This is a genomic window from Pantoea sp. EA-12 (genome assembly GCF_030053355.1).
GTDB classification, from domain to species: Bacteria; Pseudomonadota; Gammaproteobacteria; order Enterobacterales; family Enterobacteriaceae; genus Pantoea; species Pantoea vagans_C.
In genome coordinates this window covers 59111-84706 of sequence record NZ_JASGBY010000020.1, presented here as the reverse complement: position 1 = coordinate 84706, position 25596 = coordinate 59111, and the positions used below count along the sequence as shown (strand labels likewise).

General features: G+C 54.0%; 25 protein-coding genes. 3 read left to right on the top strand and 22 right to left on the bottom strand.

The window, feature by feature from the left end; translation table 11 throughout:
- Positions 1-39: 39 nt before the first annotated feature.
- The 15 genes from QMZ30_RS22935 to cysG all read right to left on the bottom strand — a co-directional run bounded on the left by QMZ30_RS22935 (position 40) and on the right by cysG (position 13844).
- Positions 40-786, bottom strand: a complete 747-nt coding sequence (locus tag QMZ30_RS22935) for a GolD/DthD family dehydrogenase (protein ID WP_283229025.1) — start codon at positions 784-786, stop codon at positions 40-42.
- Positions 783-2099, bottom strand: coding sequence for an MFS transporter (locus QMZ30_RS22930; protein WP_283229024.1), 1317 nt, complete (start codon positions 2097-2099; stop codon positions 783-785). Before QMZ30_RS22930 ends, QMZ30_RS22935 begins: the two co-directional genes overlap by 4 nt.
- A gap of 345 nt (positions 2100-2444) precedes the next feature.
- Positions 2445-3437, bottom strand: a complete 993-nt coding sequence (gene rpoS / locus QMZ30_RS22925) for an RNA polymerase sigma factor RpoS (RefSeq protein WP_039330767.1) — start codon at positions 3435-3437, stop codon at positions 2445-2447.
- Positions 3438-3487: 50 nt separating this feature from the next.
- Positions 3488-4606, bottom strand: a complete 1119-nt coding sequence (gene nlpD, locus QMZ30_RS22920; RefSeq protein ID WP_283229023.1) for a murein hydrolase activator NlpD — start codon at positions 4604-4606, stop codon at positions 3488-3490.
- A 166-nt stretch (positions 4607-4772) separates the two neighbouring features.
- Positions 4773-5399, bottom strand: a complete 627-nt coding sequence (locus QMZ30_RS22915; protein ID WP_039330762.1) for a protein-L-isoaspartate(D-aspartate) O-methyltransferase — start codon at positions 5397-5399, stop codon at positions 4773-4775.
- Positions 5393-6154 (bottom strand): 5'/3'-nucleotidase SurE, encoded by a 762-nt coding sequence (surE, locus tag QMZ30_RS22910; protein ID WP_283229036.1) that lies wholly within the window; start codon positions 6152-6154, stop codon positions 5393-5395. The genes QMZ30_RS22915 and surE overlap by 7 nt, the downstream gene beginning before the upstream one ends.
- Before the next feature lie 217 nt (positions 6155-6371).
- Positions 6372-7415, bottom strand: coding sequence for a tRNA pseudouridine(13) synthase TruD (truD, locus tag QMZ30_RS22905; protein ID WP_283229022.1), 1044 nt, complete (start codon positions 7413-7415; stop codon positions 6372-6374).
- Positions 7416-7417: 2 nt separating this feature from the next.
- Positions 7418-7894: a 2-C-methyl-D-erythritol 2,4-cyclodiphosphate synthase gene (ispF, locus tag QMZ30_RS22900; RefSeq protein WP_039330832.1), complete on the bottom strand. Its 477-nt coding sequence runs from the start codon at positions 7892-7894 to the stop codon at positions 7418-7420.
- Positions 7894-8610, bottom strand: coding sequence for a 2-C-methyl-D-erythritol 4-phosphate cytidylyltransferase (gene ispD / locus QMZ30_RS22895; protein WP_283229021.1), 717 nt, complete (start codon positions 8608-8610; stop codon positions 7894-7896). The genes ispF and ispD overlap by 1 nt, the downstream gene beginning before the upstream one ends.
- A 3-nt stretch (positions 8611-8613) precedes the next feature.
- A complete protein-coding gene (ftsB, locus tag QMZ30_RS22890) occupies positions 8614-8931 on the bottom strand; it encodes a cell division protein FtsB (RefSeq protein ID WP_039330755.1) in 318 nt (105 codons plus the stop codon).
- Between the two features lie 159 nt (positions 8932-9090).
- On the bottom strand, positions 9091-9411 hold the full coding sequence (locus tag QMZ30_RS22885; protein ID WP_039330753.1) for a DUF3561 family protein: 321 nt from the start codon (positions 9409-9411) through the stop codon (positions 9091-9093).
- A 56-nt stretch (positions 9412-9467) separates the two neighbouring features.
- Positions 9468-10073 carry an adenylyl-sulfate kinase gene (gene cysC, locus QMZ30_RS22880; protein WP_058973650.1) on the bottom strand — a complete coding sequence of 202 codons (606 nt, stop codon included), beginning with the start codon at positions 10071-10073 and terminating at the stop codon, positions 9468-9470.
- Complete coding sequence (cysN, locus tag QMZ30_RS22875; RefSeq protein ID WP_283229020.1) at positions 10073-11500, bottom strand: sulfate adenylyltransferase subunit CysN; 1428 nt, start codon at positions 11498-11500, stop codon at positions 10073-10075. The genes cysC and cysN overlap by 1 nt, the downstream gene beginning before the upstream one ends.
- Positions 11501-11510: 10 nt before the next feature.
- Positions 11511-12419 carry a sulfate adenylyltransferase subunit CysD gene (cysD, locus tag QMZ30_RS22870; protein WP_034823008.1) on the bottom strand — a complete coding sequence of 303 codons (909 nt, stop codon included), beginning with the start codon at positions 12417-12419 and terminating at the stop codon, positions 11511-11513.
- Positions 12420-12428: 9 nt separating this feature from the next.
- Positions 12429-13844, bottom strand: coding sequence for a siroheme synthase CysG (gene cysG / locus QMZ30_RS22865; RefSeq protein WP_283229019.1), 1416 nt, complete (start codon positions 13842-13844; stop codon positions 12429-12431).
- 248 nt (positions 13845-14092) lie between these two features.
- Between cysG and QMZ30_RS22860 the strand changes: the two genes are divergently transcribed.
- Positions 14093-15112 carry an aminopeptidase gene (locus tag QMZ30_RS22860; protein ID WP_283229018.1) on the top strand — a complete coding sequence of 340 codons (1020 nt, stop codon included), beginning with the start codon at positions 14093-14095 and terminating at the stop codon, positions 15110-15112.
- Positions 15113-15121: 9 nt separating this feature from the next.
- The gene (locus tag QMZ30_RS22855) at positions 15122-15406 is read left to right on the top strand and encodes a YciI family protein (RefSeq protein WP_039330743.1); all 285 of its coding nucleotides are present in this window, start codon (positions 15122-15124) and stop codon (positions 15404-15406) included.
- A 70-nt stretch (positions 15407-15476) separates the two neighbouring features.
- On the opposite strand, the gene QMZ30_RS22850 is transcribed toward QMZ30_RS22855, so the two are convergent.
- Genes QMZ30_RS22850 through cysJ form a run of 3 tightly spaced genes read right to left on the bottom strand, consistent with a single transcriptional unit; the run spans position 15477 to position 19734 of the window.
- Positions 15477-16211 carry a phosphoadenylyl-sulfate reductase gene (locus QMZ30_RS22850; RefSeq protein WP_283229017.1) on the bottom strand — a complete coding sequence of 245 codons (735 nt, stop codon included), beginning with the start codon at positions 16209-16211 and terminating at the stop codon, positions 15477-15479.
- The gene (cysI, locus tag QMZ30_RS22845; protein ID WP_283229016.1) at positions 16208-17932 is read right to left on the bottom strand and encodes an assimilatory sulfite reductase (NADPH) hemoprotein subunit; all 1725 of its coding nucleotides are present in this window, start codon (positions 17930-17932) and stop codon (positions 16208-16210) included. The genes QMZ30_RS22850 and cysI overlap by 4 nt, the downstream gene beginning before the upstream one ends.
- Positions 17932-19734, bottom strand: coding sequence for an NADPH-dependent assimilatory sulfite reductase flavoprotein subunit (gene cysJ, locus QMZ30_RS22840; RefSeq protein WP_283229015.1), 1803 nt, complete (start codon positions 19732-19734; stop codon positions 17932-17934). Before cysJ ends, cysI begins: the two co-directional genes overlap by 1 nt.
- Positions 19735-20030: 296 nt before the next feature.
- Between cysJ and queD the strand changes: the two genes are divergently transcribed.
- Positions 20031-20390, top strand: a complete 360-nt coding sequence (gene queD / locus QMZ30_RS22835) for a 6-carboxytetrahydropterin synthase QueD (protein ID WP_039330734.1) — start codon at positions 20031-20033, stop codon at positions 20388-20390.
- A 251-nt stretch (positions 20391-20641) separates the two neighbouring features.
- Here queD and queE read toward each other — a convergent pair whose 3' ends face one another.
- From queE to mazG, 4 genes are all read right to left on the bottom strand, one after another.
- The gene (queE, locus tag QMZ30_RS22830; protein WP_283229014.1) at positions 20642-21313 is read right to left on the bottom strand and encodes a 7-carboxy-7-deazaguanine synthase QueE; all 672 of its coding nucleotides are present in this window, start codon (positions 21311-21313) and stop codon (positions 20642-20644) included.
- A gap of 148 nt (positions 21314-21461) precedes the next feature.
- Positions 21462-22757 carry a phosphopyruvate hydratase gene (gene eno / locus QMZ30_RS22825; RefSeq protein WP_034823037.1) on the bottom strand — a complete coding sequence of 432 codons (1296 nt, stop codon included), beginning with the start codon at positions 22755-22757 and terminating at the stop codon, positions 21462-21464.
- Between the two features lie 77 nt (positions 22758-22834).
- Complete coding sequence (gene pyrG / locus QMZ30_RS22820; protein WP_283229013.1) at positions 22835-24472, bottom strand: glutamine hydrolyzing CTP synthase; 1638 nt, start codon at positions 24470-24472, stop codon at positions 22835-22837.
- A gap of 234 nt (positions 24473-24706) precedes the next feature.
- Positions 24707-25513, bottom strand: a complete 807-nt coding sequence (gene mazG, locus QMZ30_RS22815; RefSeq protein WP_283229012.1) for a nucleoside triphosphate pyrophosphohydrolase — start codon at positions 25511-25513, stop codon at positions 24707-24709.
- Positions 25514-25596 lie beyond the last annotated feature (83 nt).

Here is a 25596-nt window from a genome sequence, read left to right as displayed (position 1 = left end):
GTGGTAACCACAATCACAATAATGACGAAGCGAGAGTGGTCAGATGACGCTGTATCCTCCATCTACCACCAAATTCTCACCATTGATGATTCCCGCAGTATGGCTACTGAGATAAAGCACGGCACCGGCAATCTCTTCTGTAGAAGCAAAGCGGCGCACCGGAATTTTATTTTTCATTTGTTCCGCTCGTTCGCCATGCCAGTAGCGTTTACCCAGTTCCGTTTCGACTACAGTAGGTGAAATTGCATTACAGGTAATACCGAATGGCCCCATTTCTGCAGCAATCACTTTAGTGAAAGAGACCACACCGGCTTTGCTGGTGCAATATGCTGCATGATCCTGCAACGCAATCACGCTCGCCTGCGAAGCAATATTAATAATTCGGCCATAGCGGCGTTGCTGCATTAAAAGTGAACAGTGTTGCGCGAGGAAGAACGGTGCAGTGAGATTAATCAACATCGTGGCATTCCAACTCTCTACCTTAACCTCACCAACGGGTTCCAGAATCCCTATACCTGCATTGTTGATTAAAATATCAATTTGCCCAAAATCACCATGGATCTGTTTAATTAACTCTTCAAGCTTATCGACCAGCATCAAATCAAATATATAGCCTCGGGAATCATTCCCCATTTGATGTGCTTTTTCGATTACGGTGCTGTCACGATCAACCATGGCCACTTTTGCCCCTGCCGCAACGAGTTGCTGAGCAATCGCCAAGCCAATCCCTGAAGCTGCGCCAGTAACAATGGCAACCTGTTGATGCAACGAAAATGAATGACTCATGATGTCCCCTTAGTCGTTAAAGACGGTTCCAACTGCGCAGGCTCATTATCATGGCGCGCAGGTTGTGGATTACGGATGAAGAAGGTCAGTATTCCGCCCGTCAAATACAACAGTGAAAAGGTCACAATCACATGTTTGATATCGAGGGACAGACTGAACAGCAGGGCTGCAACCGCTGGGCCGATCAGGTTGCCAATACCACCCCCGAGGTTTTGTACCGATACTGCCGCGCCTTTATGCTGAGGTGCCAGCATGGGAAAAATCGCCCCCATAGGAACGAATGAGGTTAAGGTCAAAGCCAGGAGCAGCGAGCAAACCACGGCAATCACCATATTTCCAGGAAACATTGATGGCAGAAAATAGAATGCCGATGTGGTCAAGGTGCAACCAAAGAAGCCAAACCAGCGCATCTGGAATAACCATCCAATACGGTCGCCAATAATGCCCCAAATGACGTTAGTGAAAGGTTGCACCAAAAAGAATACGCCCCAAATCGTAGCCCACTGCTCGGTGGAATAGCCCAGTTCACGGGTGAAGAAAATAGGCATGAATACCGGTAATCCAAACAGCGATAAGTTACAGAGGATACGAATAATGAGTGCGAGAAACATGCTGCGATCTTCGAAGATCAAGGTAATACCGCGTGACACTTCGCGTAATTTCTCTGACCGGCTGGCACGTTTAACACCTCCCTCTCTTACGCTGCTCTTAACGGCAAATAACGTAATGACGCCTCCCACTGCCGCAAAGCCTAACGAGAGCCACAGTGTTGTGATGAAACCAAAGTGAGGGACGGTAATCCCGGAGAGAAAGGTTGCGACGATGCCATAGCCAATAGTAAACATCGACCATATCCACCCGGTAGCCGAAGCAAGGCGATTCTCCGGGGTGCGCTGAACAACTAATACATAGAAACCGTAGAAAAATAGCGGGTAGGCAAATCCACGCAGGCTATAGCTGAACAGGATCATGCTGTAATTGTTCTCTGCGATACCCAATGTGACAAATACGGTATGCAGTACCATCCACCAGACGACACCTGTCAACATCACTCTCTTTGGGCCGTAAATTTCACTGATGCCACCAGAAAGCCAACTCGACACTGCGGCACAGAAGGCATAAAGCGTGAAGACCAGTGAAACTTGTTTTTCCGTATAACCCGCGTCGACCAAATGGCGGGATAAATAGGCTAATTCAATACCGTCCCCCGTCATAAAAATCGCCATCGCAATATATCCCCAAATCAATGCGATCGGCATACCTAAAACCATACGGGAAACTTGCTGCGATGCGGGTGGCGTTTGCGCCATCATGATGACCTCCCATAATAAGCGGGATCAATTAACGTTCTCAGTTCCATGCTTAGATCTCCATATTCGTTGTTATTTTTAGCAGGTGAAATGATTGCTAAGTCAGGGACGAAAATGTCACAGAGACAGGCAGAAAACTTTTCCGTCATTGACAACGTAATAGAAACGCTGGCAAGGAGATAAAGGTTACCAGGGATAATCCGCCAATTTGTGAACATGCGGACGAGGTTGGGGGCTTGATTAGTACCAAAAATAATGCGAGAGGATGTCGATAGTGAGGAGGGAAAAACAACAAGCAATAAAAAAGCGGTGGTTTACACCACCGCTTTTTTTACACACAGATGTTATTTATTCACGAAACAGTGCTTCAATGTTGAGGCCCTGAGTCTGCAAGATTTCACGCAGACGACGCAGGCCTTCAACCTGAATCTGACGGACACGCTCACGGGTCAACCCGATTTCACGGCCTACATCTTCCAGCGTCGCCGCTTCATAGCCTAACAGGCCGAAACGACGTGCCAGCACTTCACGCTGCTTGGCATTCAATTCAAACAACCACTTAACGATGCTTTGTTTCATATCATCGTCCTGCGTGGTGTCTTCCGGACCGTTGTCTTTCTCATCGGCCAGGATATCCAGCAGCGCTTTTTCGGAATCTCCACCCAGCGGTGTGTCAACCGAGGTAATACGCTCATTGAGACGCAGCATACGGCTTACGTCATCAACCGGCTTGTCTAGCTGCTCGGCAATCTCTTCTGCACTCGGCTCATGATCAAGCTTATGCGAAAGTTCACGCGCGGTTCGCAGGTAAACATTTAACTCTTTAACGATGTGGATCGGCAGACGGATGGTACGGGTTTGATTCATGATCGCCCGTTCAATAGTCTGACGAATCCACCAGGTGGCGTATGTCGAGAAACGGAACCCACGTTCTGGGTCAAACTTCTCCACGGCACGGATGAGGCCGAGATTACCCTCTTCAATCAGATCCAGCAGCGCCAGACCACGATTGCTATAACGACGGGCAATCTTCACCACCAAGCGTAAATTACTTTCTATCATGCGGCGGCGAGAAGGAATATCACCTCGCAATGCACGACGAGCGAAGAACACTTCTTCTTCCGCCGTTAACAAAGGAGAGTAACCAATCTCACCGAGGTAAAGCTGCGTCGCATCCAAAACGCGTTGCGTCGCACCCTGTGACAACAGCTCTTCTTCAGCTACTTCGCTATCACCAGGTTCGTTCTCAACGAGAGCCTTCTCATCAAAAACCTCAGCTCCGTTCTCCTCGAATTCCGCATCTTCATGTAACTCGTTAACTTTCAGCGTATTCTGGTTCATAAGCGGCTCCTACCCGTGATCCAAGGGCAGAACACCAAGGTTCTGCCGGATTATCGCTGCGGTAAATAACGCAACGGGTTTACGGATTTCCCCTTGTAACGAATTTCAAAATGTAATCTTACTGAACTGGTTCCGGTGCTACCCATGGTAGCTATTTTTTGCCCCGCCTTAACTTCCTGTTGTTCCCGGACCAGCATAGAGTCGTTGTGGGCGTAGGCGCTCAGGTAATCATCATTGTGTTTGATGATGATTAAATTACCGTACCCACGGAGCGCGTTGCCTGCGTATACCACCCTTCCTGATGCAGTGGCGACGACAGGTTGTCCACGCGAACCGGCGATATCGATCCCTTTATTTCCGCCTTCCGCAGCGGAGAAGTTATCGATGATCTTCCCATCAGTCGGCCAACGCCAGCTTCCCACTGGTGTTGTGCTGTTAGTCGTGCTGCTGACTGTAGGCGGTGCGGTAACCGGAGCTGTGGTCGTTGCCACATTATTTGCCCCTTTCGACGGCAGCAATTTACTGCCTGACGAACCCGAATCATCAGAATACGTAATAACAGGTTGCTGTGCAACAGGGGCAGATTTAATTTGCGTCTGGTTGGATGCAACCGGCACTCCGCCCTGCGTGGCGTCCGCTGCGGTTATCGCGTTACCACCGGTAATAGTCTGGCCATTACCGTTGCCAACCTGCAGAACTTGCCCAGCTTCCAGGCCATACGGGGCCGGGACGTTATTGCGTTGCGCCAGGTCGCGGAAGTCATTGCCGGTAATCCAGGCAATGTAGAAGAGCGTATCACCGCGTTTAACGGTGTAAGTTTCACCACCGTAACTGCCTTTAGGAATATTCCCATAATTGCGGTTGTACACGATGCGACCATTTTGCGTGACAACATTATTATTGCCACTAACCATTCCACCTGAGGGTGCAGCCGATGGTGTACCACCGCTTAACATTCCTCCGTGTGGCATGGCAGGCACCGTGCTGTTCTGGGATGAGAGCATGCCGCCACTCGGCGCAGAAGACATACCGCTGTCCGCACCACCGCCGCCAATCTGGCTAATCGGTGCCTGAGTATTGTCGCCAGAGCTACAGCCCGCCAACCAAAAACCGACCAGTGAAAGTGCCGCCAAACGGCGTAATTGAAATGTTGTGCTTCCCGTGCTCATTGATCCCCCGTTATGGCAATCCTGGATAAAACTGTATGACCGCGATGACCGCATTTTTCACTACTGAGTAGGTTGAAAACGGTCTTTCGCATTGATTAACAAGGATAGTAACAATATCAACTGCGCCGTGCCATGTAACAGTTGTGAAGAATTACGTAGCGACGGCTCAGGCCAGATCGCCTTGAACTAACGGCACAAAGCGGACGGGCTCGATGATTTCTTCAACAAATTCATCACCCTGACGACGTAAACGCTTCAATACCTGCTGATCTTCGCCCACTGGCAGCACCATTCTGCCACCCTCTCCTAATTGCGCTATCAGCGCAGTCGGAATTTCAGGGGGAGCCGCCGTGACGATAATGGCGTCAAAGGGTCCACGTGCCGCCCAGCCTTGCCAGCCGTCGCCGTGTCGCGTGGAGATATTATGCAGGTCGAGTTGTTTGAGGCGGCGCTTGGCCTGCCACTGCAACCCTTTGATCCGTTCCACGGAATAAACGTGATTAACCAGATGTGCCAGAATGGCAGTTTGATAGCCAGAACCGGTGCCAATTTCCAGCACGCGCGATTCCGGGTTCAGTTCCAACAAGGCCGTCATGCGCGCGACCATGTAGGGCTGTGAAATTGTCTGTCCGTTACCAATCGGTAGCGCAACGTTTTCCCAGGCTTTGTGTTCAAACGCCTCATCGATAAAGCGCTCACGCGGGACATCTGCGATGGCTTTCAGCAAATGCTCATCGAGAATCCCTTGTGCACGCAGTTGCTCTAACAGCGTTTCGATACGCCGGTTCACCATGCCAGAACGTCCTCAGCCTGGATCAGCCAGTCACTTAATACCTCTTGCGCCGCGTGTGCCGTCAAATCCACATGCAGTGCAGTCAGTGAGACATAACCCGCATCCAGCGCCGCGAAATCGGTATCGGGGCCAGCATCAAGCTTTTCCCCTGGCGGGCCAATCCAGTAAAGCGTGTGGCCGCGCGGGTCTTCGGTACAGATCACCTGATCGGCAGGATGGCGGCTGCCGCAGCGTGTGACGCGAAAACCTTTGATGTCGGCTAACGGCACGTCAGGCACATTGATATTCAGGATACGCCCAGTACGCAGCGGTTTGTGCGACAAGGCACGCAACAGCGTACAGGTCACGGCGGCAGCGGTAGCATAATGCTGATGTCCATTCAGCGAGACAGCCAGCGCGGGCAATCCGAGATGTCGGCCTTCCATCGCCGCCGCCACGGTACCAGAATAGATCACATCGTCACCCAGGTTGGGGCCGGCATTGATCCCCGAAACCACAATATCCGGGCGCGGTTGCATCAGTTTGTTGACCCCGAGAAACACGCAGTCAGTCGGTGTACCCATCTGCACCGCGATATCCCCGTTTTCATGGGTGAAGGTGCGCAGCGGTGTTTCCAGCGTCAGGGAATTTGATGCGCCGCTACGATTGCGATCGGGCGCGACAACCTGCACTTCCGCAAACTCACGCAGTGCGCGAGCCAGCGTCTGAATGCCGGGAGCATGAATACCATCGTCGTTGCTGAGCAATATCCGCATCGGTTCCTGACCTTTGTTCATTCAACGGGTCCCTGACTCTCCAGATCGTCATCGTTCTGACGCCCTAAATGAGAGGCAAGGATGTTTGCATTCTAGCGGTGAGGCGCGGGAAGTGGTAGACGTAAATCACGGAACTTACGGCGTTTGCCGCAACAATGCGCAGCCGGAGCGTGAAAAAACCCGGCGTTGGAGCCGGGCTATTAAACAGATTAAAAGCTTATTCGTCACTGATAGGCGCAGCGGCACCGTTGCTCAGCAGTTCACGCACCACGCTGGTGGCGAAACTCCCGGCAGGCAACCAGAACTGCATTTCCAGCGTCACATCATCCCACCAGTTCCAGCTTAGATCTTTCGGCACCACCAGCATTGCGCGGCGTGCAGCATCCACTTTTTCGCGATCGAGCAAGGTCAGCAGATCCGTGGCCGCAGTCAGCGTGTGTTGCTCGAAAGCCAGCGCCTCGCCCTGAGGACCTGAATCACCACGACCCGGCAACGGTGCGGTAATACGCAACCCATGATTATCCACGCGTTGCTGTAAGTCAGGCAGCTCTTCTGCCTGCGCTACAAACCAGCTACCACGCCCGGCCAGTTGTAATGCGTCACCCACTTGCACGCGATCCAGCGCGCCATCACGTTGCAGGCGTGCACTGGTCACCTGATTGAACAAGTGGCTGCGCGCCGCAGATAACAAAATACCTTTCATGCTGCGATCGCGTGGACGGAATTTTTCTTCCCCCCACAGCCTGGCCTGCGTCAGGTTATTACCGCCGCGTCCAAAGCGCTGCTCGCCAAAATAATTAGGCACACCGCCTTGCTGGATACGTTGCAGCCGCCCTTCCACCTCGGCGCGGTCAGAGACCTGCCTGACCACCAAACGGAATGCATTGCCCGCCAGCGCGCCCGTACGCAGTTTGCGCTTGTGGCGGATCACCTGCAGGATCTCGACACCTTCCAACTGGAAGCCTGCCAGATTTGGCATGCCATTGCCCGGCACTCGGAAACACAGCGTCTGCTCCGTCACCGCATGACGATCTTTCATGCCGGCATAGCTCATGTCGCGCTGATGCACACCCAGAAATTTGGCGATGGCTTCCGCCACAAAACGAGTGTTGCAGCCGATTTTACGGATGCGCACCAGCACCTGCTCACCTTCGCCATCATAGGGATAGCCAAGATCCTCAATCACCACAAAATCTTCGGGATTGGCTTTAATGACGCCCGTTGCGCTCGGTACGCCATGCAGGTAAAGCAGCTCACTCATCCTTAATCAGCCTTTACCAGCAGCGCCACAGCTTCGCAGGCAATGCCTTCACCGCGACCGGTAAAGCCAAGCTTTTCGGTGGTGGTCGCTTTGACGTTGACGTCATCCATATGGCACCCCAGATCTTCGGCGATGTTGACGCGCATTTGTGGCACATGTGGCAACATTTTCGGGGCCTGAGCGATGATGGTGACGTCAACGTTGCCGATGCGATAGCCTTTCAACTGGATACGACGCCAGGCTTCGCGCAGCAGGCCACGGCTATCCGCACCTTTGAATGCTGGATCGGTATCCGGGAAGAGCTTGCCGATATCGCCCATCGCCACCGCGCCCAGCAGGGCATCGGTCAGCGCGTGCAGCGCCACATCACCGTCTGAGTGGGCAATAAAACCGTGCTCGAAGGGAATTCGCACCCCGCCAATCACTAACGGACCTTCGCCGCCAAAAGCGTGAACGTCAAAACCGTGACCGATACGCATCATGCGCGCTCCTTTAAATCAATCTGGGTTAGATAGAAGGCCGCCAGCGCCAGATCTTCTGGCCGCGTCACCTTGATATTGTCGCTGCGTCCACTCACCAACTCTGGATGATAGCCGCAGTATTCCAGCGCCGAGGCTTCATCAGTAATGGTAGCGCCTTCATTGAGGGCGCGCGTCAGGCATGCGGTCAGGAGTGGATGCGGGAAAAATTGCGGCGTCAGCGCGTGCCATAAATCTTCGCGCTCAACGGTATGGGCAATGGCTGTTTTGCCCGGCTCAGCGCGCTTCATGGTGTCTCGCACCGGTGCCGCAAGGATTCCACCGACTTTACTGTATTCACGAATCGCCAGCAGCCGCGCCAGGTCATCAGGATGCAGGCACGGACGCGCCGCATCATGCACCAGCACCCACTCGTGGTGTTTAATCGCCTGTAATCCGGCCAGTACCGATTCGGCGCGCGTGTCACCGCCGGTCACCCGCAATACGCGCGGGTCCTGCGCCAGAGGCAGTGAGTCGAACCAGCCGTCGTCGGGGCTGATGGGCACAATCACTTGCTTCACCGCTGGGTGCGCCATTAAGCGCGCAACGCTGTGTTCAAGAAGGGTAAATTGACCGATGGTCAGATACTGTTTGGGGCAAGCAGCCTGCATGCGGCTGCCGACGCCCGCGGCAGGCACCACGGCAATCACATCCGCAAGGGAAGAGAGGTTGTTCATGGTTTATCGTTGTTGATTTTGCGCAGCTTGTTGCGCGTTACGTTTGTTCTGGTCTGCCACCAGGCGATAGAAAGTCTCGCCGGGCTTAATCATGCCCAGTTCATTGCGTGCGCGTTCCTCGATCGCTTCAGAACCGCCATTGAGATCGTCAATTTCGGCAAACAGCTGATCGTTACGCGCTTTGAGTTTGGCGTTATTCGCCTGTTGTGACGCGACGTCTTCATTGACGCGCGTATAATCATGAATACCGTTCTTACCCAGCCACAGAGAATATTGAAGCCATCCCAGCAGCACGAGCAACAGTAGCGTCAGTTTTCCCATCCCCGCCCCCTGAAAAACGGCCCAATCATCCCATAACTTCGCACAGGACTCCACAGTCGCAGCGAAAATGCCGCGCATTGACCGTTGCCTGTACAAATAATAACGGGACGGCAGGTAAAGTTTTGTAACCTGCCGATGCGTTTACACATCAGGTGGGCGTTACCAACCAGAGAGAAATGAGAACAACAGCCAGAAAAGGCACACGACGACGATGGCGGTGATTACCCCACTCACGATGAGACGGCCCCGAATCATCAGGCTGAGTACGATGCCGATCAGAACAGAAACAGGCAACAACGCGAGGAAGAACGGCCACGTATACAGGAAGAAGAATAACGTGTTGGAGCCGTAGAGCATGAACGGAATCGCCAGTGCGCACCAGTACGAGAGAAAGCCAATCACGCCACCCGGCAATGATGAGATCGGCTCATCCGGGGTGCGTTCATCTTTGCGTGTCAGCATGGGGGTAACGTTCTGCATAGAGATCCTGTTGACGCTAAAACGCGGCAAACCCAAAGAGATTTGCCGCTGTCGGTTCAGGATCTGATGATATCGCGGTGGCGCAGGAGGTCTAACAATTGGGCGGTCAGTTTTGTAACCAATTGTTCCCCATCAAGATGGATTTCTGGCGCGTCTGGTGCCTCATAAACGCTGTCGATGCCGGTGAAATTGCGTAACTCACCAGCGCGGGCCTTTTTGTATAAACCTTTAGGATCGCGCGCTTCGCACACCGCCAACGGGGTATCAACAAACACTTCAACAAACTGTCCTGCGCCGAGCAGTTCGCGCACCATCTGGCGTTCAGCGCGATGGGGCGAAATAAAGGCGGTTAACACCACTAACCCGGCATCCACCATCAGTTTCGCTACTTCACCCACACGCCGGATGTTCTCTTTGCGGTCGTCATCGCTGAAACCGAGGTCACGGCACAGACCGTGGCGCACGTTATCCCCATCCAGCAGATAAGTACTGACACCTACGCGATGCAGCGCCTGCTCCAGCGCACCCGCCACCGTGGATTTTCCCGAGCCCGAAAGCCCGGTGAACCACAGCACCACGCCTTGATGGCCGTGCTGCTGTTCACGCTCTTCCCGCGTGACAGGATGGTCATGCCACACCACGTTTTCGTCGTGTTGCGCCATTACTTGCCACCCAGCAGGTCGCGTGCGTTCCAGTGTGGGAAGTGACGACGCACCAACGCATTCAACTCCAGCTCAAAATCACTGAATTGACCAGCCTGGGCGCGCACTTCGGTCTGCGGTTGGTTGATCATCCCCGCCCCCACGGTCACGTTGCTCAGACGATCAATAAAGATCATGCCACCGGTAACCGGGTTCTGCTGATAGGCATCCAGCACCATCGGCTCATCAAAGGTGATTTCCACCAGACCTATACCGTTCAACGGCAGGCTTTCCACTGCACGTTTCTCCAGGGTGTTGATCTCAACCTGGTGAATGATCTTCTCGATACGACCACGCGCTTTCTTGCCCGCGATCTTCACTTCATAGCTCTGGCCTGGCTGCAGAGGCTGTTCCGCCATCCACACCACATCCACTGTAGCGGATTGCACCGCTTGCAGGTCGGCACCGGCATCGACCAGCAGATCACCACGGCTAATGTCGATTTCATCCTTCAGCACCAGCGTAATCGCTTCGCCAGCCGCCGCTTCCTGTAGATCGCCATCAAAAGTAACGATGCGAGAGACGGTAGATTCCACGCCAGATGGCAGCACTTTGACGCGCTGGCCCACCTGCACCGTGCCCGATGCCAGCGTCCCGGCATAGCCACGGAAATCGAGGTTCGGACGGTTCACGTACTGGACCGGGAAACGCATCGGTTGATGATCCACCACGCGGTTCAGCTCTACGGTTTCCAGCACATCAAGCAGCGTTGGGCCGCTGTACCAAGGCATGGTGACGCTTGGCGTCGCAACGTTATCCCCTTCCAGCGCAGACATCGGCACAAAGCGGATATCCAGATCGGCAGGCAGCTGTTCTGCGAAATCAAGATAAGACTGCTTAATCTGCTCGTAGGTCTCCTGGCTGTAATCCACCAAATCCATCTTGTTGATGGCCACCACCAGGTGTTTGATCCCCAGCAGCGTGGAGATAAAGCTGTGACGACGGGTTTGATCCAGCACGCCTTTACGCGCATCAATCAACAGAATCGCTAAATCACAGGTCGAAGCACCGGTCGCCATATTACGGGTGTACTGCTCATGTCCCGGCGTGTCGGCGATAATGAACTTACGCTTCTCGGTGGAGAAGTAGCGGTAGGCCACATCAATGGTGATGCCCTGCTCGCGCTCGGCCTGCAGGCCATCCACCAGCAGCGCCAGATCCAGCTTCTCACCTTGCGTACCGTGACGTTTGCTGTCGTTATGCAGTGATGACAGCTGATCTTCATAAATCTGGCGCGTATCGTGCAGCAGACGGCCAATCAAGGTACTTTTGCCGTCATCCACGCTACCGCAGGTCAGGAAACGCAGCAGGCTTTTATGTTGTTGCGCGGTCAGCCAGGCTTCTACGCCGCCCTGATCGGCAATCTGTTGTGCAATTACGGTATTCATCTGCGTCTCCTTAGAAATAACCCTGACGTTTCTTCATTTCCATCGAACCGGCCTGGTCACGGTCAATCACACGTCCCTGGCGTTCACTGGTGGTGGAGACCAGCATCTCTTCAATAATTTCCGGCAGCGTCTGTGCTTCAGACTCCACCGCACCGGTCAGCGGCCAGCAGCCGAGGGTGCGGAAACGCACCATGCGCTGCTTGATCACTTCGCCTGGCTGCAGATCGATACGATCGTCATCAATCATCATTAACATGCCATCGCGCTCCAGCACTGGACGCGGTGCAGCAAGGTAGAGCGGCACAATTTCGATGTTTTCGAGGAAGATGTACTGCCAGATATCCAGCTCGGTCCAGTTGGAGAGCGGGAACACGCGGATGCTTTCGCCTTTGTTAATCTGGCCGTTGTAGTTGTGCCACAGTTCTGGACGCTGGTTTTTAGGGTCCCAGCGGTGGAAACGATCGCGGAACGAGTAGATACGTTCTTTGGCGCGAGATTTCTCTTCATCACGACGTGCACCGCCGAAAGCAGCATCAAAACCGTATTTGTTCAGCGCCTGCTTCAGACCTTCGGTCTTCATGATATCGGTATGCTTGGCGCTGCCGTGCACAAACGGGTTGATGCCCATCGCCACGCCTTCCGGGTTGCGGTGAACCAGCAGTTCTGCACCCATGTTTTTCACCGTGCGATCGCGGAATTCGTACATTTCACGGAATTTCCAGCCGGTATCAACATGCAGCAGCGGAAATGGCAGCGTGCCCGGATAGAAGGCCTTACGCGCCAGATGCAGCATCACCGAAGAGTCTTTACCGATGGAGTACATCATCACCGGATTACTGAACTCGGCCGCTACCTCGCGGATGATATGGATACTCTCTGCCTCCAGTTGGCGCAGATGAGTAAGTCGATTTTGGTCCATAATTTTTCCTCAAGCCAAATTGACAACGGCGGACTCGCGAGCCCCCTGCTGTGCCGAATGTTGGAACCAGGCGAGTTGCCCGTGTAAATTCACCACTTCGCCAATCACGATCAGTGCTGGCGTGGGCGCGGCTGCAGCCAGCGCCTCAAGTTGATCTAATGTTCCGGTCAGCACTTGCTGATCCTGACGCGTACCGCAACCGATCACCGCCACTGGCGTGGTGGCTGCGCGTCCATGTTCGATAAGGCCCGCAGCAATTTCCGCTGCTTTCATCGTGCCCATATAAATCGCCAGCGTCTGACGCGCACGCGCCAGCGAAGGCCAGTCAATGCCTGCACTGTCACTGCGCAGATGGCCGGTAACAAACAGCACGCTCTGCGCGTGGTCGCGGTGAGTCAGTGGGATACCCGCATAGGCGGTCGCGCCTGCGGCGGCGGTAATGCCCGGCACCACCTGGAAAGGAATGCCTGCCGCTTTCGCCGCCTGCAACTCTTCACCACCACGGCCAAAGATAAAGGGATCGCCACCTTTCAGACGCACCACGCGTTTGCCCTGCTGTGCCAGTTCGACCAGCATGGCGTTGGTCTCTTCCTGTGAAACCGAGTGCGCCCCGGCACGTTTGCCCACACAGATGCGATCGGCATCGCGGCGAACCAGCTCCAGCACCTCGTCACTCACCAGATGGTCATACAGCACCACATCGGCCAGTTGCATCACTTGCAAACCGCGCAGGGTCAGCAAACCGCTGTCACCTGGCCCTGCGCCCACCAGCGTGATTTCGCCCTGGTTATCGGTGTTGTTTTCCAGCTCACGATCGAGGGTTCGGCGCGCTTCATTGACGTTGCCAGCAGACATCTGGCTGGCGAAAAGACCATTGAATGCCCGTTCCCAGAAGCGACGGCGTTCAGACATGCTGCGATAGCGCTGTTTCACTTTGTCGCGCCTCTGCCCTGCCACTTCAGCCATCTGACCGAGATTAGCGGGCAACAGCGCCTCAATTTTTTCACGCAACAGGCGCGCCAAAACTGGGGCCGTTCCACTGGAGGAGATCGCCACCACTAAGGGAGAGCGGTCAACAATAGATGGGAAGATAAAGCTGCATTTCGGCTGATCGTCTACCACGTTAACCAGCTTGTGACGCGCATTCGCCGCATCAAACACCTGCGCGTTAAGCGCATTGTCATCGGTGGCAGCGATCACCAGAAATACGCCGTCGAGTTGTGTTGGTTCGAAGCTGGAGGCGATCCACTCAATCGCGTTAATATCCAGCAGCGCCTGCAACTCATGGCCGAGATCGCGCGCTGCCACCAGCACGCGCGCACCGGCGCGACGCAGCAGTTCGATTTTACGCGCAGCGATTTCGCCACCGCCGACAACGAGCACCGGGCGGTTTTTGAGATCGGCAAAGAGAGGCAGATAATCCACGTTAACCTTGCTAGTTTTACAATAAGTTAACGCGACTATACTTTCCCACCTTCTGGCAGATGAAATTACGAATTAGCATTAGTAGTTACCGAATGGAATAACGGCCCAGGATTGCTGATAACAATTTGTGCTTAACAAATGATATTGCTGGTGTTTCGGAGCAATTCAAATTGTGCAAACGCGGTCACAGTTTCATACTAACTCAGAATTTTTTTAGCATGACGGGATGTCAGAAAAGGACCATTACTATGTTTGCCACTCTCCGCCGCACCGTGCTGGCTGCACTGATCGCGGGCGGTTTGCCTTTCTTTGCCCAAGCTGCCCCTTACACGCCTGGGCATTTTGCTGAACAGCAACTGCGCCACATTGCCACCTATTTCCCCGGCCGCATGAGCGGCAGCCCTGCCGAACTCATGACCGCCGATTATCTGCAACAGCAGTTCACCGAGCTGGGCTACAAGAGCAACACCCGCCAGTTCAACACCAGCTACAACTGGTCAGAGCGCAAAGGCGAGACGCGCCCGCGCAAAGTCTCCGCCACCTCGGTGATTGCCGCTCGGGCGGGAAGCGTGCCGCAGGAAATCCTGATCGTCACGCATCTGGATACCTGGACGCCGCTCAGCCGCCACGAAGCGGATAACAATCTTGGCGGTCTGCGTCTGCAAGGTGTCGATGATAATGCCTCAGGCTTGGGCGTGATGCTGGAACTGGCACAGCAGTTGAGTAAAACCCCACTGCATTACGGTGTTCGCTTTGTCGCCTTGAGTGCCGGTGAAGCCGGGCTGCATGGCATGGACGATTACCTGTCGCGCATGAGCGTGCAGGAGAAGAAAAACACCCTGTTAGTGATTGATCTGAACAGCCTGATCGTTGGCGATCATCTCTACTTTAACAGTGGTACTAACACCCCCTCAGCGGTGCGCAAGCAAACCAGTGCACGTGCATTGCAGCTGGCTCGTCGCTACGGCATTTCAGCCGCCAGCCACACCCTGGCTCCGCGTGACTATCCTGGCGTCAACCCGTTCGATAAAGCCGGGATGCCGTTGCTGGATGTCACCGCGGCGAACTGGGCGCTGGGTAATAAAGATGGCGCGCAGCAGCGGGCGCACTCCAGCCACTTCCCGGATGGCAACGTACGACATCAAACGGACCGGGATAATCTCACTTATCTGGATCGCTGGTTACCGGGTCGCATTACCCAACGCACACGCGACAGCGTGAAGATCTTACTGCCACTGCTCACCGAGCTGGCCAACCCAACAACTTAAGGATTTGCTATGTACGTGGTGTATCTGAACTATTTCCGTCCGGCAGAAGAAGCCGATGCGCTGCTGGCACCGCATATTGAATGGCTGGATCGTTATTTTGACAGCGGCGATTTTATTGCGGCAGGCCGTAAGGATCCGCGCACGGGCGGCATGGTGTTGGTGAAGGATATGGATCGCGCCCGCTTAGACAGCATTCTGGCGGAAGATCCGTTTGTGGCAGTCGCGCATTATGACGTGACAAAAGTAAACGTGACGCGTGCTGCGGAAGCGTTTGCTGGGTTAAAAGGGATTTAATAAAAAGGAGCGCATCAATGCGCTCCCTATGACGAGTCTGTAAGGTCGGCATTAATGCCGACCAAATCAATTAACCCTCGTGCAACCCGCACTCGCGCTTCAGGCCGAAGAAGCGCGTCTCTTCCTCAGCCATGCCCGGTTCCCACTTCTTCGTGGTGTGCGAATCGCCGACCGACAAATAGCCTTCATCCCACAGCGGGTGGTATTTCAGGCCGTGCTGCGTCAAGTACTGATGCACCTGGCGATTGTCCCAGTCAATGATCGGCAGAATCTTGAACACGCCACGCTGCACTGCCAGCACCGGCAAACTGGCACGGCTGCCAGATTGATCGCGGCGCAGGCCGGCAAACCACGTCTGCGCACCCAAGGTTTCCAGTGCGCGGTTCATCGGTTCGACTTTGTTAATCTGGTTGTACTGCTCAATCCCTTCAACACCCTGCTCCCACAGTTTGCCGTAGCGCGCTTCCTGCCACGCGGGAGAGGTCTCCGCGCGGAAGATTTGCAGATTGAGATTGAGCTTTTCGGTCAGCTCATCAATAAAGCGATAGGTTTCCGGGAACAGGTAGCCAGTATCGGTCAGGATCACCGGGGTATCCGGTTTCTGCTGCGTCACCATGTGCAGCAAAACCGCCGCCTGAATACCAAAGCTGGAAGAGAGCACAAACGCACCGGGCAGGTTTTCCAGCGCCCAGCTGACGCGCTGCTCAGCGGAGAGCTTCTCCAGCTGCACGTTGCTTTCCGCCAACGCCATGATGCGATCGACTTTACTGCCGCTATTCAGTGCTGCGAGATCCAATACCGTCATACTACCTCCGAGTCCCAAAAATCACGGGCGGGATCAACCACGGCTTTGATAATGCCGACGCGAATCACGAAGTCACCAAAGCCTTCATCAGCGTGGCGCTCGGTTGCCCAGCGCGCGACCAGTTCGTCGATGCTGGCCAGGATTTCGCCTTCGTTGATGTTCTCGCGGTACATACGCGGAATGCGCGTGCCCATGCGGTTGCCGCCAATGTGTAAGTTGTAACGGCCCGGTGCTTTACCCACCAGACCTAACTCTGCCAGCAAAGCACGGCCACAACCGTTCGGGCAACCGGTAACGCGTAGCACGATGTGCTCTTCGCCGACACCATGCTTGTGCATGATCTCTTCGACTTTGGTGACGAAGGACGGCAGGAAGCGCTCGGCTTCCGCCATCGCCAGTGGGCAAGTCGGGAATGCCACGCAAGCCATGGAGTTTTCGCGCTGCGGCGTCACCGCTTCCATCAAACCGTGTTCACGGGCGATGGCTTCAATCTGCGCTTTTTGCTTCTCCGGCACGCCCGCCACAATCAGGTTCTGGTTGGCGGTGAGGCGGAAATCGCCCTGGTGAATTTTGGCAATCTCGGCAATGCCGCGCTTGAGCGGACGACCGGGATAATCCAGTAAACGACCGTTTTCGATAAACAGCGTCAAATGCCATTTTTTGTCGATGCCTTTCACCCAGCCAACACGGTCGCCGCGCGTGGTGAAAGCATAGGGGCGAATCGGTTCAAACGTCAGACCGGCACGTTTTTCCACTTCCGCTTTAAAGGTCTCAACACCCACGCGCTCCAGTGTGTACTTGGTCTTCGCATTCTTACGATCGGTGCGGTTACCCCAGTCACGCTGCGTCGTCACAACGGCTGCGGCCACGTCGAGAATCTTCTCTACGGGCAAGAAGCCAAACTCGCTGGCGGTACGTGCATACGTCGCTTTGTTACCGTGATCGATCGACAGTCCACCGCCGACTAACAGGTTAAAGCCAATCAGTTTGCCTTTCTCCGCAATAGCGATGAAATTCAGATCGTTGGCATGTAGATCGACATCATTATGCGGCGGCACCACCACTGTGGTTTTGAATTTACGCGGCAGATAGGTTTCGCCGAGGATCGGCTCTTTATCGGTCGTCGCGACTTTCTCTTTGTCCCACCAAATCTCGGCGTAAGCACGGGTTTGCGGCAGCAGATGCTCAGAGAGTTTTTTCGCCCACTCATAGGCTTCCTGATGCAGCTCAGACTCCACCGGGTTTGAGGTACACAACACGTTACGGTTAACATCGTTGGCGGTGGCCAGCGCGTCAAGACCGACTTCATGCAGCATCTGATGCGTCGGCTTCACGTTCTTTTTCAGAATGCCGTGGAACTGGAAGGTCTGGCGGTTAGTCAGACGGATGCTGCCATAAATGGTTTTATCGGTGGCGAACTTATCAATCGCCAGCCACTGAGTTGGCGTGATGATGCCACCCGGCAAACGGCAACGTAGCATCATGGCATGGCGCGGTTCCAGCTTCTGTGCGGCACGCTCGGCGCGGATATCGCGGTCATCCTGCTGGTACATACCGTGAAAACGGATCAGCAGGAAGTTATCGCCGGTAAAGCCGCCGGTCAGGCCATCATCAAGGTCTTCGAGGATGGTGCCACGCAGGTAGTTACTCTGTTTTTTCAGACGCTCAGCGTCAGTTAGCTTGCCTTCAACGACCAGCGGTCCAGGATGTTTTTCGCTCATTAGTAAACGTCTCGCTGATAACGGCGCTCAATGCGCAGCTCACTTAAAAATTCGTCAGCCGTTTCACGATCCATGCCGCCGTGTTCGACCACCACATCCAGTAATGCCTGCTCGACGTCTTTCGCCATGCGATTAGCGTCACCACAGACGTAAAGGTGCGCGCCCTCTTCAATCCAGCGCCACACTTCCGCCCCTTTCGCGCGGATTTTATCTTGTACGTATATTTTCTCAGCCTGGTCGCGTGACCACGCTAAATCAATGTTAGTCAGCAAGCCGTCTTTAACGTATCTCTGCCACTCCACCTGATAGAGGAAATCATCGGTGAAGTGCGGGTTACCAAAGAACAGCCAGTTTTTACCGCTCGCGCCGTCGTTATCACGCTGCTGCATAAAGGAGCGGAACGGTGCGATGCCCGTGCCTGGGCCGACCATAATCACCGGCGTTTCCGGATTCGCTGGCAGACGGAAGTTATCGTTGTGTTCAATAAACACACGAATATCACCGTCTTCTTCGATGCGATCCGCCAGCCAGGTTGATGCACCACCGCCGCGCTGACGACCATCAATTTCGTAGCGCACCGCACCCACCGTGATATGCACTTCGGTATCGGTTTCCGCTTGTGACGAGGCGATAGAGTAGAGGCGCGGCGTGAGCGGACGCAGCAGCCCGGTCAGTTGTTCCGCATTCAATTCCGTCGGTGCCTGACGCACCATATCGACAATCGGGAAACTCTGCGCATAGCTCTGCAGCTTTGGTTTATCACCTGCCAGCGCCAGCAGCGCATCGTTACGTGACAACGCTGCATACTGCTCGACGATCTGCGGAGTATTCACCGTCAGCTCATAATGCTTTTGCAGTGCTTCCGCCAGCGGCAGGGTTTCGCCGTTCACTTCAATCGCTTCGTCACCTTTCAACCAAACCAGTTGCAGCAACTCCTGCACCAGCTCGGCGTCGTTTTCAAACCACACACCCAACGCATCACCCGGCTGATAGCGCAGGCCGGAATCACCAAGGTCGATTTCAATATGACGTACATCTTTATCTGAATCGCGGCCGGTGATTTTTTGGTTCGCGGCGAAGCTGGCCGTGAGCGGCGCTTCTTTGCTGTATGGGCTACTGTGGATTTCGTTGACGGCGCCTGTCGAGGCCACTGCCGCTACGGCAGAGGGCGCACTGGGTACACGCGCTTTCAGAATCTCAGTGATTTGCTGACGCCAGGCAGCGGCCTGCTCTTTATATTCCACGTCGGCATCAACGCGATCCAGCAGGCGTTCTGCACCCAGCTCAGCCAGGCGCTCATCAAAGTCTTTACCGGCTTTGCTAAAGAATTCGTAGGAGGTATCGCCGAGGCCGAATACGGCAAAAGCGGTCCCTTCACATTTCGGCGCTTTCTTCGACAGCAGGAATTTATGCAGCGCAACAGCTTCTTCTGGCGGCTCACCCTCACCTTGCGTCGAGGTCACCACCACCAGCAATTTTTCCTGGCCGATCTGTTTGAATTTGTAGTCGCCGGCATTGACCAGATTGACGTTCAGCTTGGCGGCCAGCAGGTCGTCGCGCAGTTGCTCAGCCAGGCGACGTGCGTTACCGGTCTGCGAAGCGGAGATCAGCGTAATGGTCGGCGTCTCAGCCTGAGCCGGTGCAGGCGCAGCGGCGGCACCGGGTGTCTGGTTGACCATGCCCCAAAAATAGCCAGAGAGCCAGGCCATCTGGGTGGTGTTGAAATCCGTGGTCGCCGCCTGTAAGCGCGCGAGTTGCTCGGGATTAAGCGGGAGCATTGAACCTGGTGCCTGAGTCGTCATCGCGTTAAACATTCCAGTGTATGAAGTCCGGACCAATCGGTGGCGGAAGAGTGGGTAGGTTACCGGGCTGTATATTAACGATTAAATAAGCCTTCGACATATTAAATAACCAAAATGACTAAGTGGTTTTTCGGGTAAAGTTAATCGGCAAAAGTGGTAAATAAATCCGTTTTTATTCAATGCATTAGATTAGGCATGGTGAGATCGATGCCGCAAAATGCCCTTTTCACTCGTAGCGGGTGCGAAAAATCTGTGATTCAGGTAGAATTCGGCGGTTTTTAAGTCTGAGAGCCATTATGTCTACCACGCTATTTAAAGAGTTCCAGTTCGAATCAGCCCACCGCTTACCGCATGTGCCTGAAGGGCATAAGTGTGGTCGCCTGCATGGCCATTCGTTCCTGGTACGGTTGGAAATCACCGGTGAAGTGGATGCGCATACCGGTTGGGTAATGGATTTTGCCGAACTGAAGGCGGCGTTTAAGCCAATTTATGATCGTCTTGATCATCACTATCTTAACGATATTCCTGGCCTGGAAAACCCGACCAGCGAAGTGCTGGCGAAATGGATTTGGGATCAGATGAAGCCGATCTTGCCAGAGCTGAGCGCAGTGATGATTAAAGAGACCTGTACTGCAGGTTGTGTCTATCGCGGCTGAGACCGTCAACTTCCGAGACGGATAAACCGTTGCCAGACGGTCGCCATACATGGCTGAATCAGTGCGGTGATTGGCATGGTCGCTACAATGAAAACCGACCGTCCGTACGATTTCGCCGGGCATGGCCATCAAATTCCAGATGCGATTTCGTCGGGCATAGCCTTCAAATCCTTGGTGCGGTTTCGTCGGGCATGGCCTTCAAATCCTTGGTGCGGTTTTCGTCGGGTGCGCGTTGATGCGCACCAGGCTTATCAGGCGATATTCAAATACTTGTGTGTCTGCATTGAAAGGCGCCAGTTGCGGGCAATACAGGTCTCAATGCAGAGTTTAGTTGCCGCATCACCACGACTGATCGGTTGCAGCGCAACAATGCGTTTTTTATCGTCGTGCAGACCGGCCAGCAACGCATCTAACGCTTCCACATCACGCTCACGCGCCACCGGATGTTTAATTTCATCGGCTCGCTGCAACGCCTGCGGCAACACATCATAACCGCCACGCATATTCACTTTGGGTGAAACCGTCACCCAAGTGGCTTCTGAGCACTGCACTTCATGGGTGCCACTGGTTTCAATCTGGCAGTCAAAGCCTGCGGCTTCAAGCGCTTCTGTTAACGGGCGCAAATCGAAAATCGCCGGTTCGCCGCCAGTGATCACCACATGGCGCGCGGTCCAACCCTGGCGCTGAATGGTCTCAATCAGCATTGCCGCATCAGCGCTGCCCCAGGCGTCGCTCTCCACGGTTTTCACCAGAATATCGCCAAGCGATGTCTCCCGATCGGCCAGCTTTTCCCAGGTATGTTTGGTATCACACCAGCTACAGCCCACCGGACATCCTTGCAAGCGGATGAACAGCGCCGGAACACCGGTGTAAAAACCTTCACCCTGCAGGGTCTGGAACATTTCGTTAATCGGGTAGAACATTTTTTACTCACGTCTAAAATTCGAGGCGCAGATTATGGCAGATTTTCGCCGTCGGTTCACAGCTGCTTCGCAGCAAAAAGCAAAAGCCCCGCACGAGGCGGGGCTTTATCAGCGATGATGCAGCCGGTCAGGCCACATCAGCAGACCATTACTGGCCTTTAACTTCTTTCAAACCGTTGAACGGGGCTTTGTCGCCCAGCGCTTCTTCGATACGAATCAGCTGGTTGTACTTAGCAACACGGTCAGAACGGCTCATAGAACCGGTTTTGATCTGGCCTGCAGCAGTACCGACCGCCAGGTCAGCGATGGTCGCATCTTCAGTTTCACCTGAACGGTGTGAAATCACCGCGGTGTAGCCTGCGTCTTTCGCCATCTTGATTGCAGCCAGAGTTTCGGTCAGAGAACCGATCTGGTTGAATTTGATCAGGATGGAGTTAGCGATGCCTTTATCGATACCTTCTTTCAGGATCTTGGTGTTGGTCACGAACAGGTCGTCACCAACCAGCTGGATTTTGTCGCCCAGAACTTTAGTCTGGTAAGCGAAGCCCGCCCAGTCAGATTCATCCAGACCGTCTTCGATAGACACGATTGGGTACTGTTTAGTCAGGTCTTCCAGGAAGTGCGTGAACTCTTCTGAGGTGAAGGCTTTGTTACCTTCGCCAGCCAGCACATATTTGCCGTCTTTGTAGAATTCAGATGCTGCACAGTCCATCGCCAGGGTGATGTCTTTGCCCAGCTCGTAACCGGCTGCTTTTACCGCTTCAGCGATAACAGCCAGAGCTTCAGCGTTTGAACCCAGGTTTGGCGCGTAGCCACCTTCGTCACCCACTGCAGTGCTCATGCCTTTGGCTTTCAGTACTTTTGCCAGGTTGTGGAAAACTTCAGAACCCATACGGATGGCTTCTTTCACGTTTTTCGCGCCAACTGGCTGAATCATGAATTCCTGGATGTCGACGTTGTTGTCGGCGTGCTCACCACCGTTGATGATGTTCATCATTGGCAGAGGCATAGAGAATTTGCCTGGGGTGCCGTTCAGTTCAGCGATGTGCGCATACAGTGGCAGGCCTTTAGAAGCCGCAGCCGCTTTAGCCGCAGCCAGAGAAACAGCCAGAATGGCGTTAGCGCCGAAGTTAGATTTGTTCTCAGTACCGTCCAGCTCGATCATGATCTTATCGATGTTCGCCTGGTCTTTGGCATCTTTACCGGTTACCGCAGCAGCGATAGGACCGTTAACAGCTGCAACCGCTTTGGTTACACCTTTGCCCAGGAAACGAGATTTGTCACCGTCACGCAGCTCCAGTGCTTCGCGAGAACCGGTTGAAGCACCTGATGGCGCAGCAGCCAGACCAACGAAACCGCCTTCCAGATGCACTTCTGCTTCTACAGTCGGGTTGCCACGGGAGTCGATGATTTCGCGACCGATGACTTTTACGATTTTGGACATTCGATTTTCCTCAGTACAAGTTAGTCAATCCTAAGACAAACAACGCGCGAAAAGTTCGCGCGCTGTTCGTTAAACTCTTACTTCGCTAACCGCTTCTGGTGCTCCTGCGCGGCTTTAACAAAGCCAGCGAACAGCGGATGACCATCACGCGGGGTCGACGTAAATTCCGGGTGGAACTGACAGGCTACGAACCACGGATGATTCGGGAGTTCAATGATCTCCACCAGTTGGTCATCACCGGAACGGCCCGCAATATGCAGACCCGCCGCTTCAATCGGCTTTAACAGCAGATTGTTCACTTCATAACGATGGCGGTGACGTTCAGTAATCACGTCAGAACCGTACAGCTGGCGCACTTTGCTTCCTGGCGTCAGCTGGCACTGCTGGCTTCCCAAGCGCATGGTGCCGCCCAGATCGCTCTGCTCACTACGCTGCTCAACGTTACCTTCTTCATCACGCCATTCGGTGATCAGCGCAACCACCGGGTACTTACAGTCTGGCACAAATTCAGTTGAGTTGGCGCCTTCCATCCCGGCCACATTGCGTGCGAACTCCATCAGCGCAATCTGCATACCCAGGCAGATGCCCAGATAAGGGATGTTGTTCTCACGGGCGTACTGCGCAGTGAGCATTTTGCCTTCCACACCACGGTAGCCGAAGCCGCCAGGGATCAGGATAGCATCGAGATCTTTCAGAATTTCGACACCGCGTGATTCCACATCCTGCGAGTCGATCAGCTTGATGTTCACGGTCACACGATTTTTCAATCCACCGTGCTTCAGCGCTTCAATTACTGATTTGTACGCATCGGGCAGTTCGACATATTTGCCGACCATACCAATGGTCACTTCGCCGCCCGGATTGGCTTCTTCGTAAATAACCTGTTCCCATTCGGCCAGGTTCGCTTCCGGTGCGCTCAGGTTGAAACGCTTACAGATATAGTCATCCAGACCCTGCGATTTCAGCAGGCCAGGGATTTTGTAGATGGAATCCACATCTTTCAGGGAAATAACCGCTTTTTCCGGAACGTTACAGAACAGCGCGATTTTAGCGCGTTCATTAGCCGGCACAGCGCGATCTGAACGGCAGATCAGCACGTCTGGCTGAATACCGATCGACAGCAGCTCTTTCACTGAATGCTGGGTTGGCTTGGTTTTCACTTCGCCTGCAGCCGCCATATACGGCACCAGCGTCAGGTGCATATACATGGTGTGTTCACGGCCCACATCAACCGCCATCTGACGAATGGCTTCGAGGAACGGCAGTGACTCGATATCACCGACAGTACCGCCAATTTCAACCAGAACCACATCGTGGCCTTCGCCACCTTCAATGATGCGTTCTTTGATCGCATTGGTGATATGCGGGATGACCTGAATCGTGGCACCCAGATAGTCACCGCGACGCTCTTTGCGCAGTACTTCTGAGTAAATACGACCGGTCGTAAAGTTGTTACGGCGAGACATTTTGGTGCGAATGAAACGCTCGTAGTGACCTAAATCCAGATCGGTTTCGGCCCCATCATCGGTGACGAACACTTCACCGTGCTGTGTCGGGCTCATGGTACCCGGATCGACGTTGATGTACGGATCGAGTTTCATGATGGTCACATTCAGACCACGTGCTTCAAGGATGGCTGCGAGGGAGGCTGCGGCAATGCCTTTGCCCAGAGAGGAAACAACCCCGCCGGTCACAAAAATATAATTCGTTGTCATGCTGAACCTGAGAGTTTAGGTTTAAAGACGATGGAATAACCAAGACGGGAAAATAGTATACCCGAAGTCGTCCTAAGCCACAATTGATCAATCACACCATCCCCGCGCATTGCAGCCGACAACTTAGCGGATAGAGGCGGGTGAAATGTTGACGTACGTCACAAAGTTGCCGCAAGGCTGAATCGAGTAAGCTCAAGCGGCTAAATTATGCACAGAGGAGGAATAATCGGCAATTTATGGAATAATCGCTGAGTCTTTGTTCTCACAGGCTTTCACCTGCTGCCAGGCCTCTTCCATCTGCTCCAGCGTGGCGTCGTTCATTGCCAGCCCCTGTTGCGTGATAATGCTTTCAACCTGGCGGAAGCGACGTTCAAATTTGTCGTTGGCTTTCTGCAACGCCGTTTCTGCTTTGCTGCCCAAATGGCGTGAAAAATTCACCGTCGCGAACAGCAGATCGCCAATCTCCTCTTCCAGTTTGTCGCTGTCGATGACCGCCTGCTGCGCTTCGTGCATCACCTCATCAATCTCTTCATACACTTTATCGAGTACCGGCCCCAGCGTGTTCCAGTCAAAACCCACCGTGCTGCAGCGCTTCTGAATTTTATGCGCGCGCATCAGAGCGGGCAGTGCTTTGGGAATGTCATCCAGCGCCGAATGCTGCGATTTTTCAGCTCGCTCTTGATGCTTAATCGCTTCCCAGTTTTTGAGTACTTCCTGAGTGGTGTCTGCCTGCACATTGGCGAAGATATGCGGATGACGGCGCTCCAGCTTGTCGCTGATGGCATTGCAGATGTCATCAAAGTTGAAACGCTGCTGTTCATCCGCCATTTGTGCGTAAAACACCACCTGGAACAGCAGATCGCCTAATTCACCGCGCAGATCGTCAAAATCCTCGCGCTGAATGGCATCGATCACTTCATAGGTTTCTTCCAGCGTGTAAGGGGCAATGGAAGCGAACGTCTGTTGACGATCCCAAGGGCAACCACGCTCCGGGTCGCGCAGGGTTTGCATGATAGTGAGCAAGCGGTTGAGGGCTGTCATGAGGGAGATCCTTAGCGGTTAAAAATGGAAAAGGTCGCCATAAATGGCGACCCTGCGACGCACCGAATGAATCTAAGGTCGGC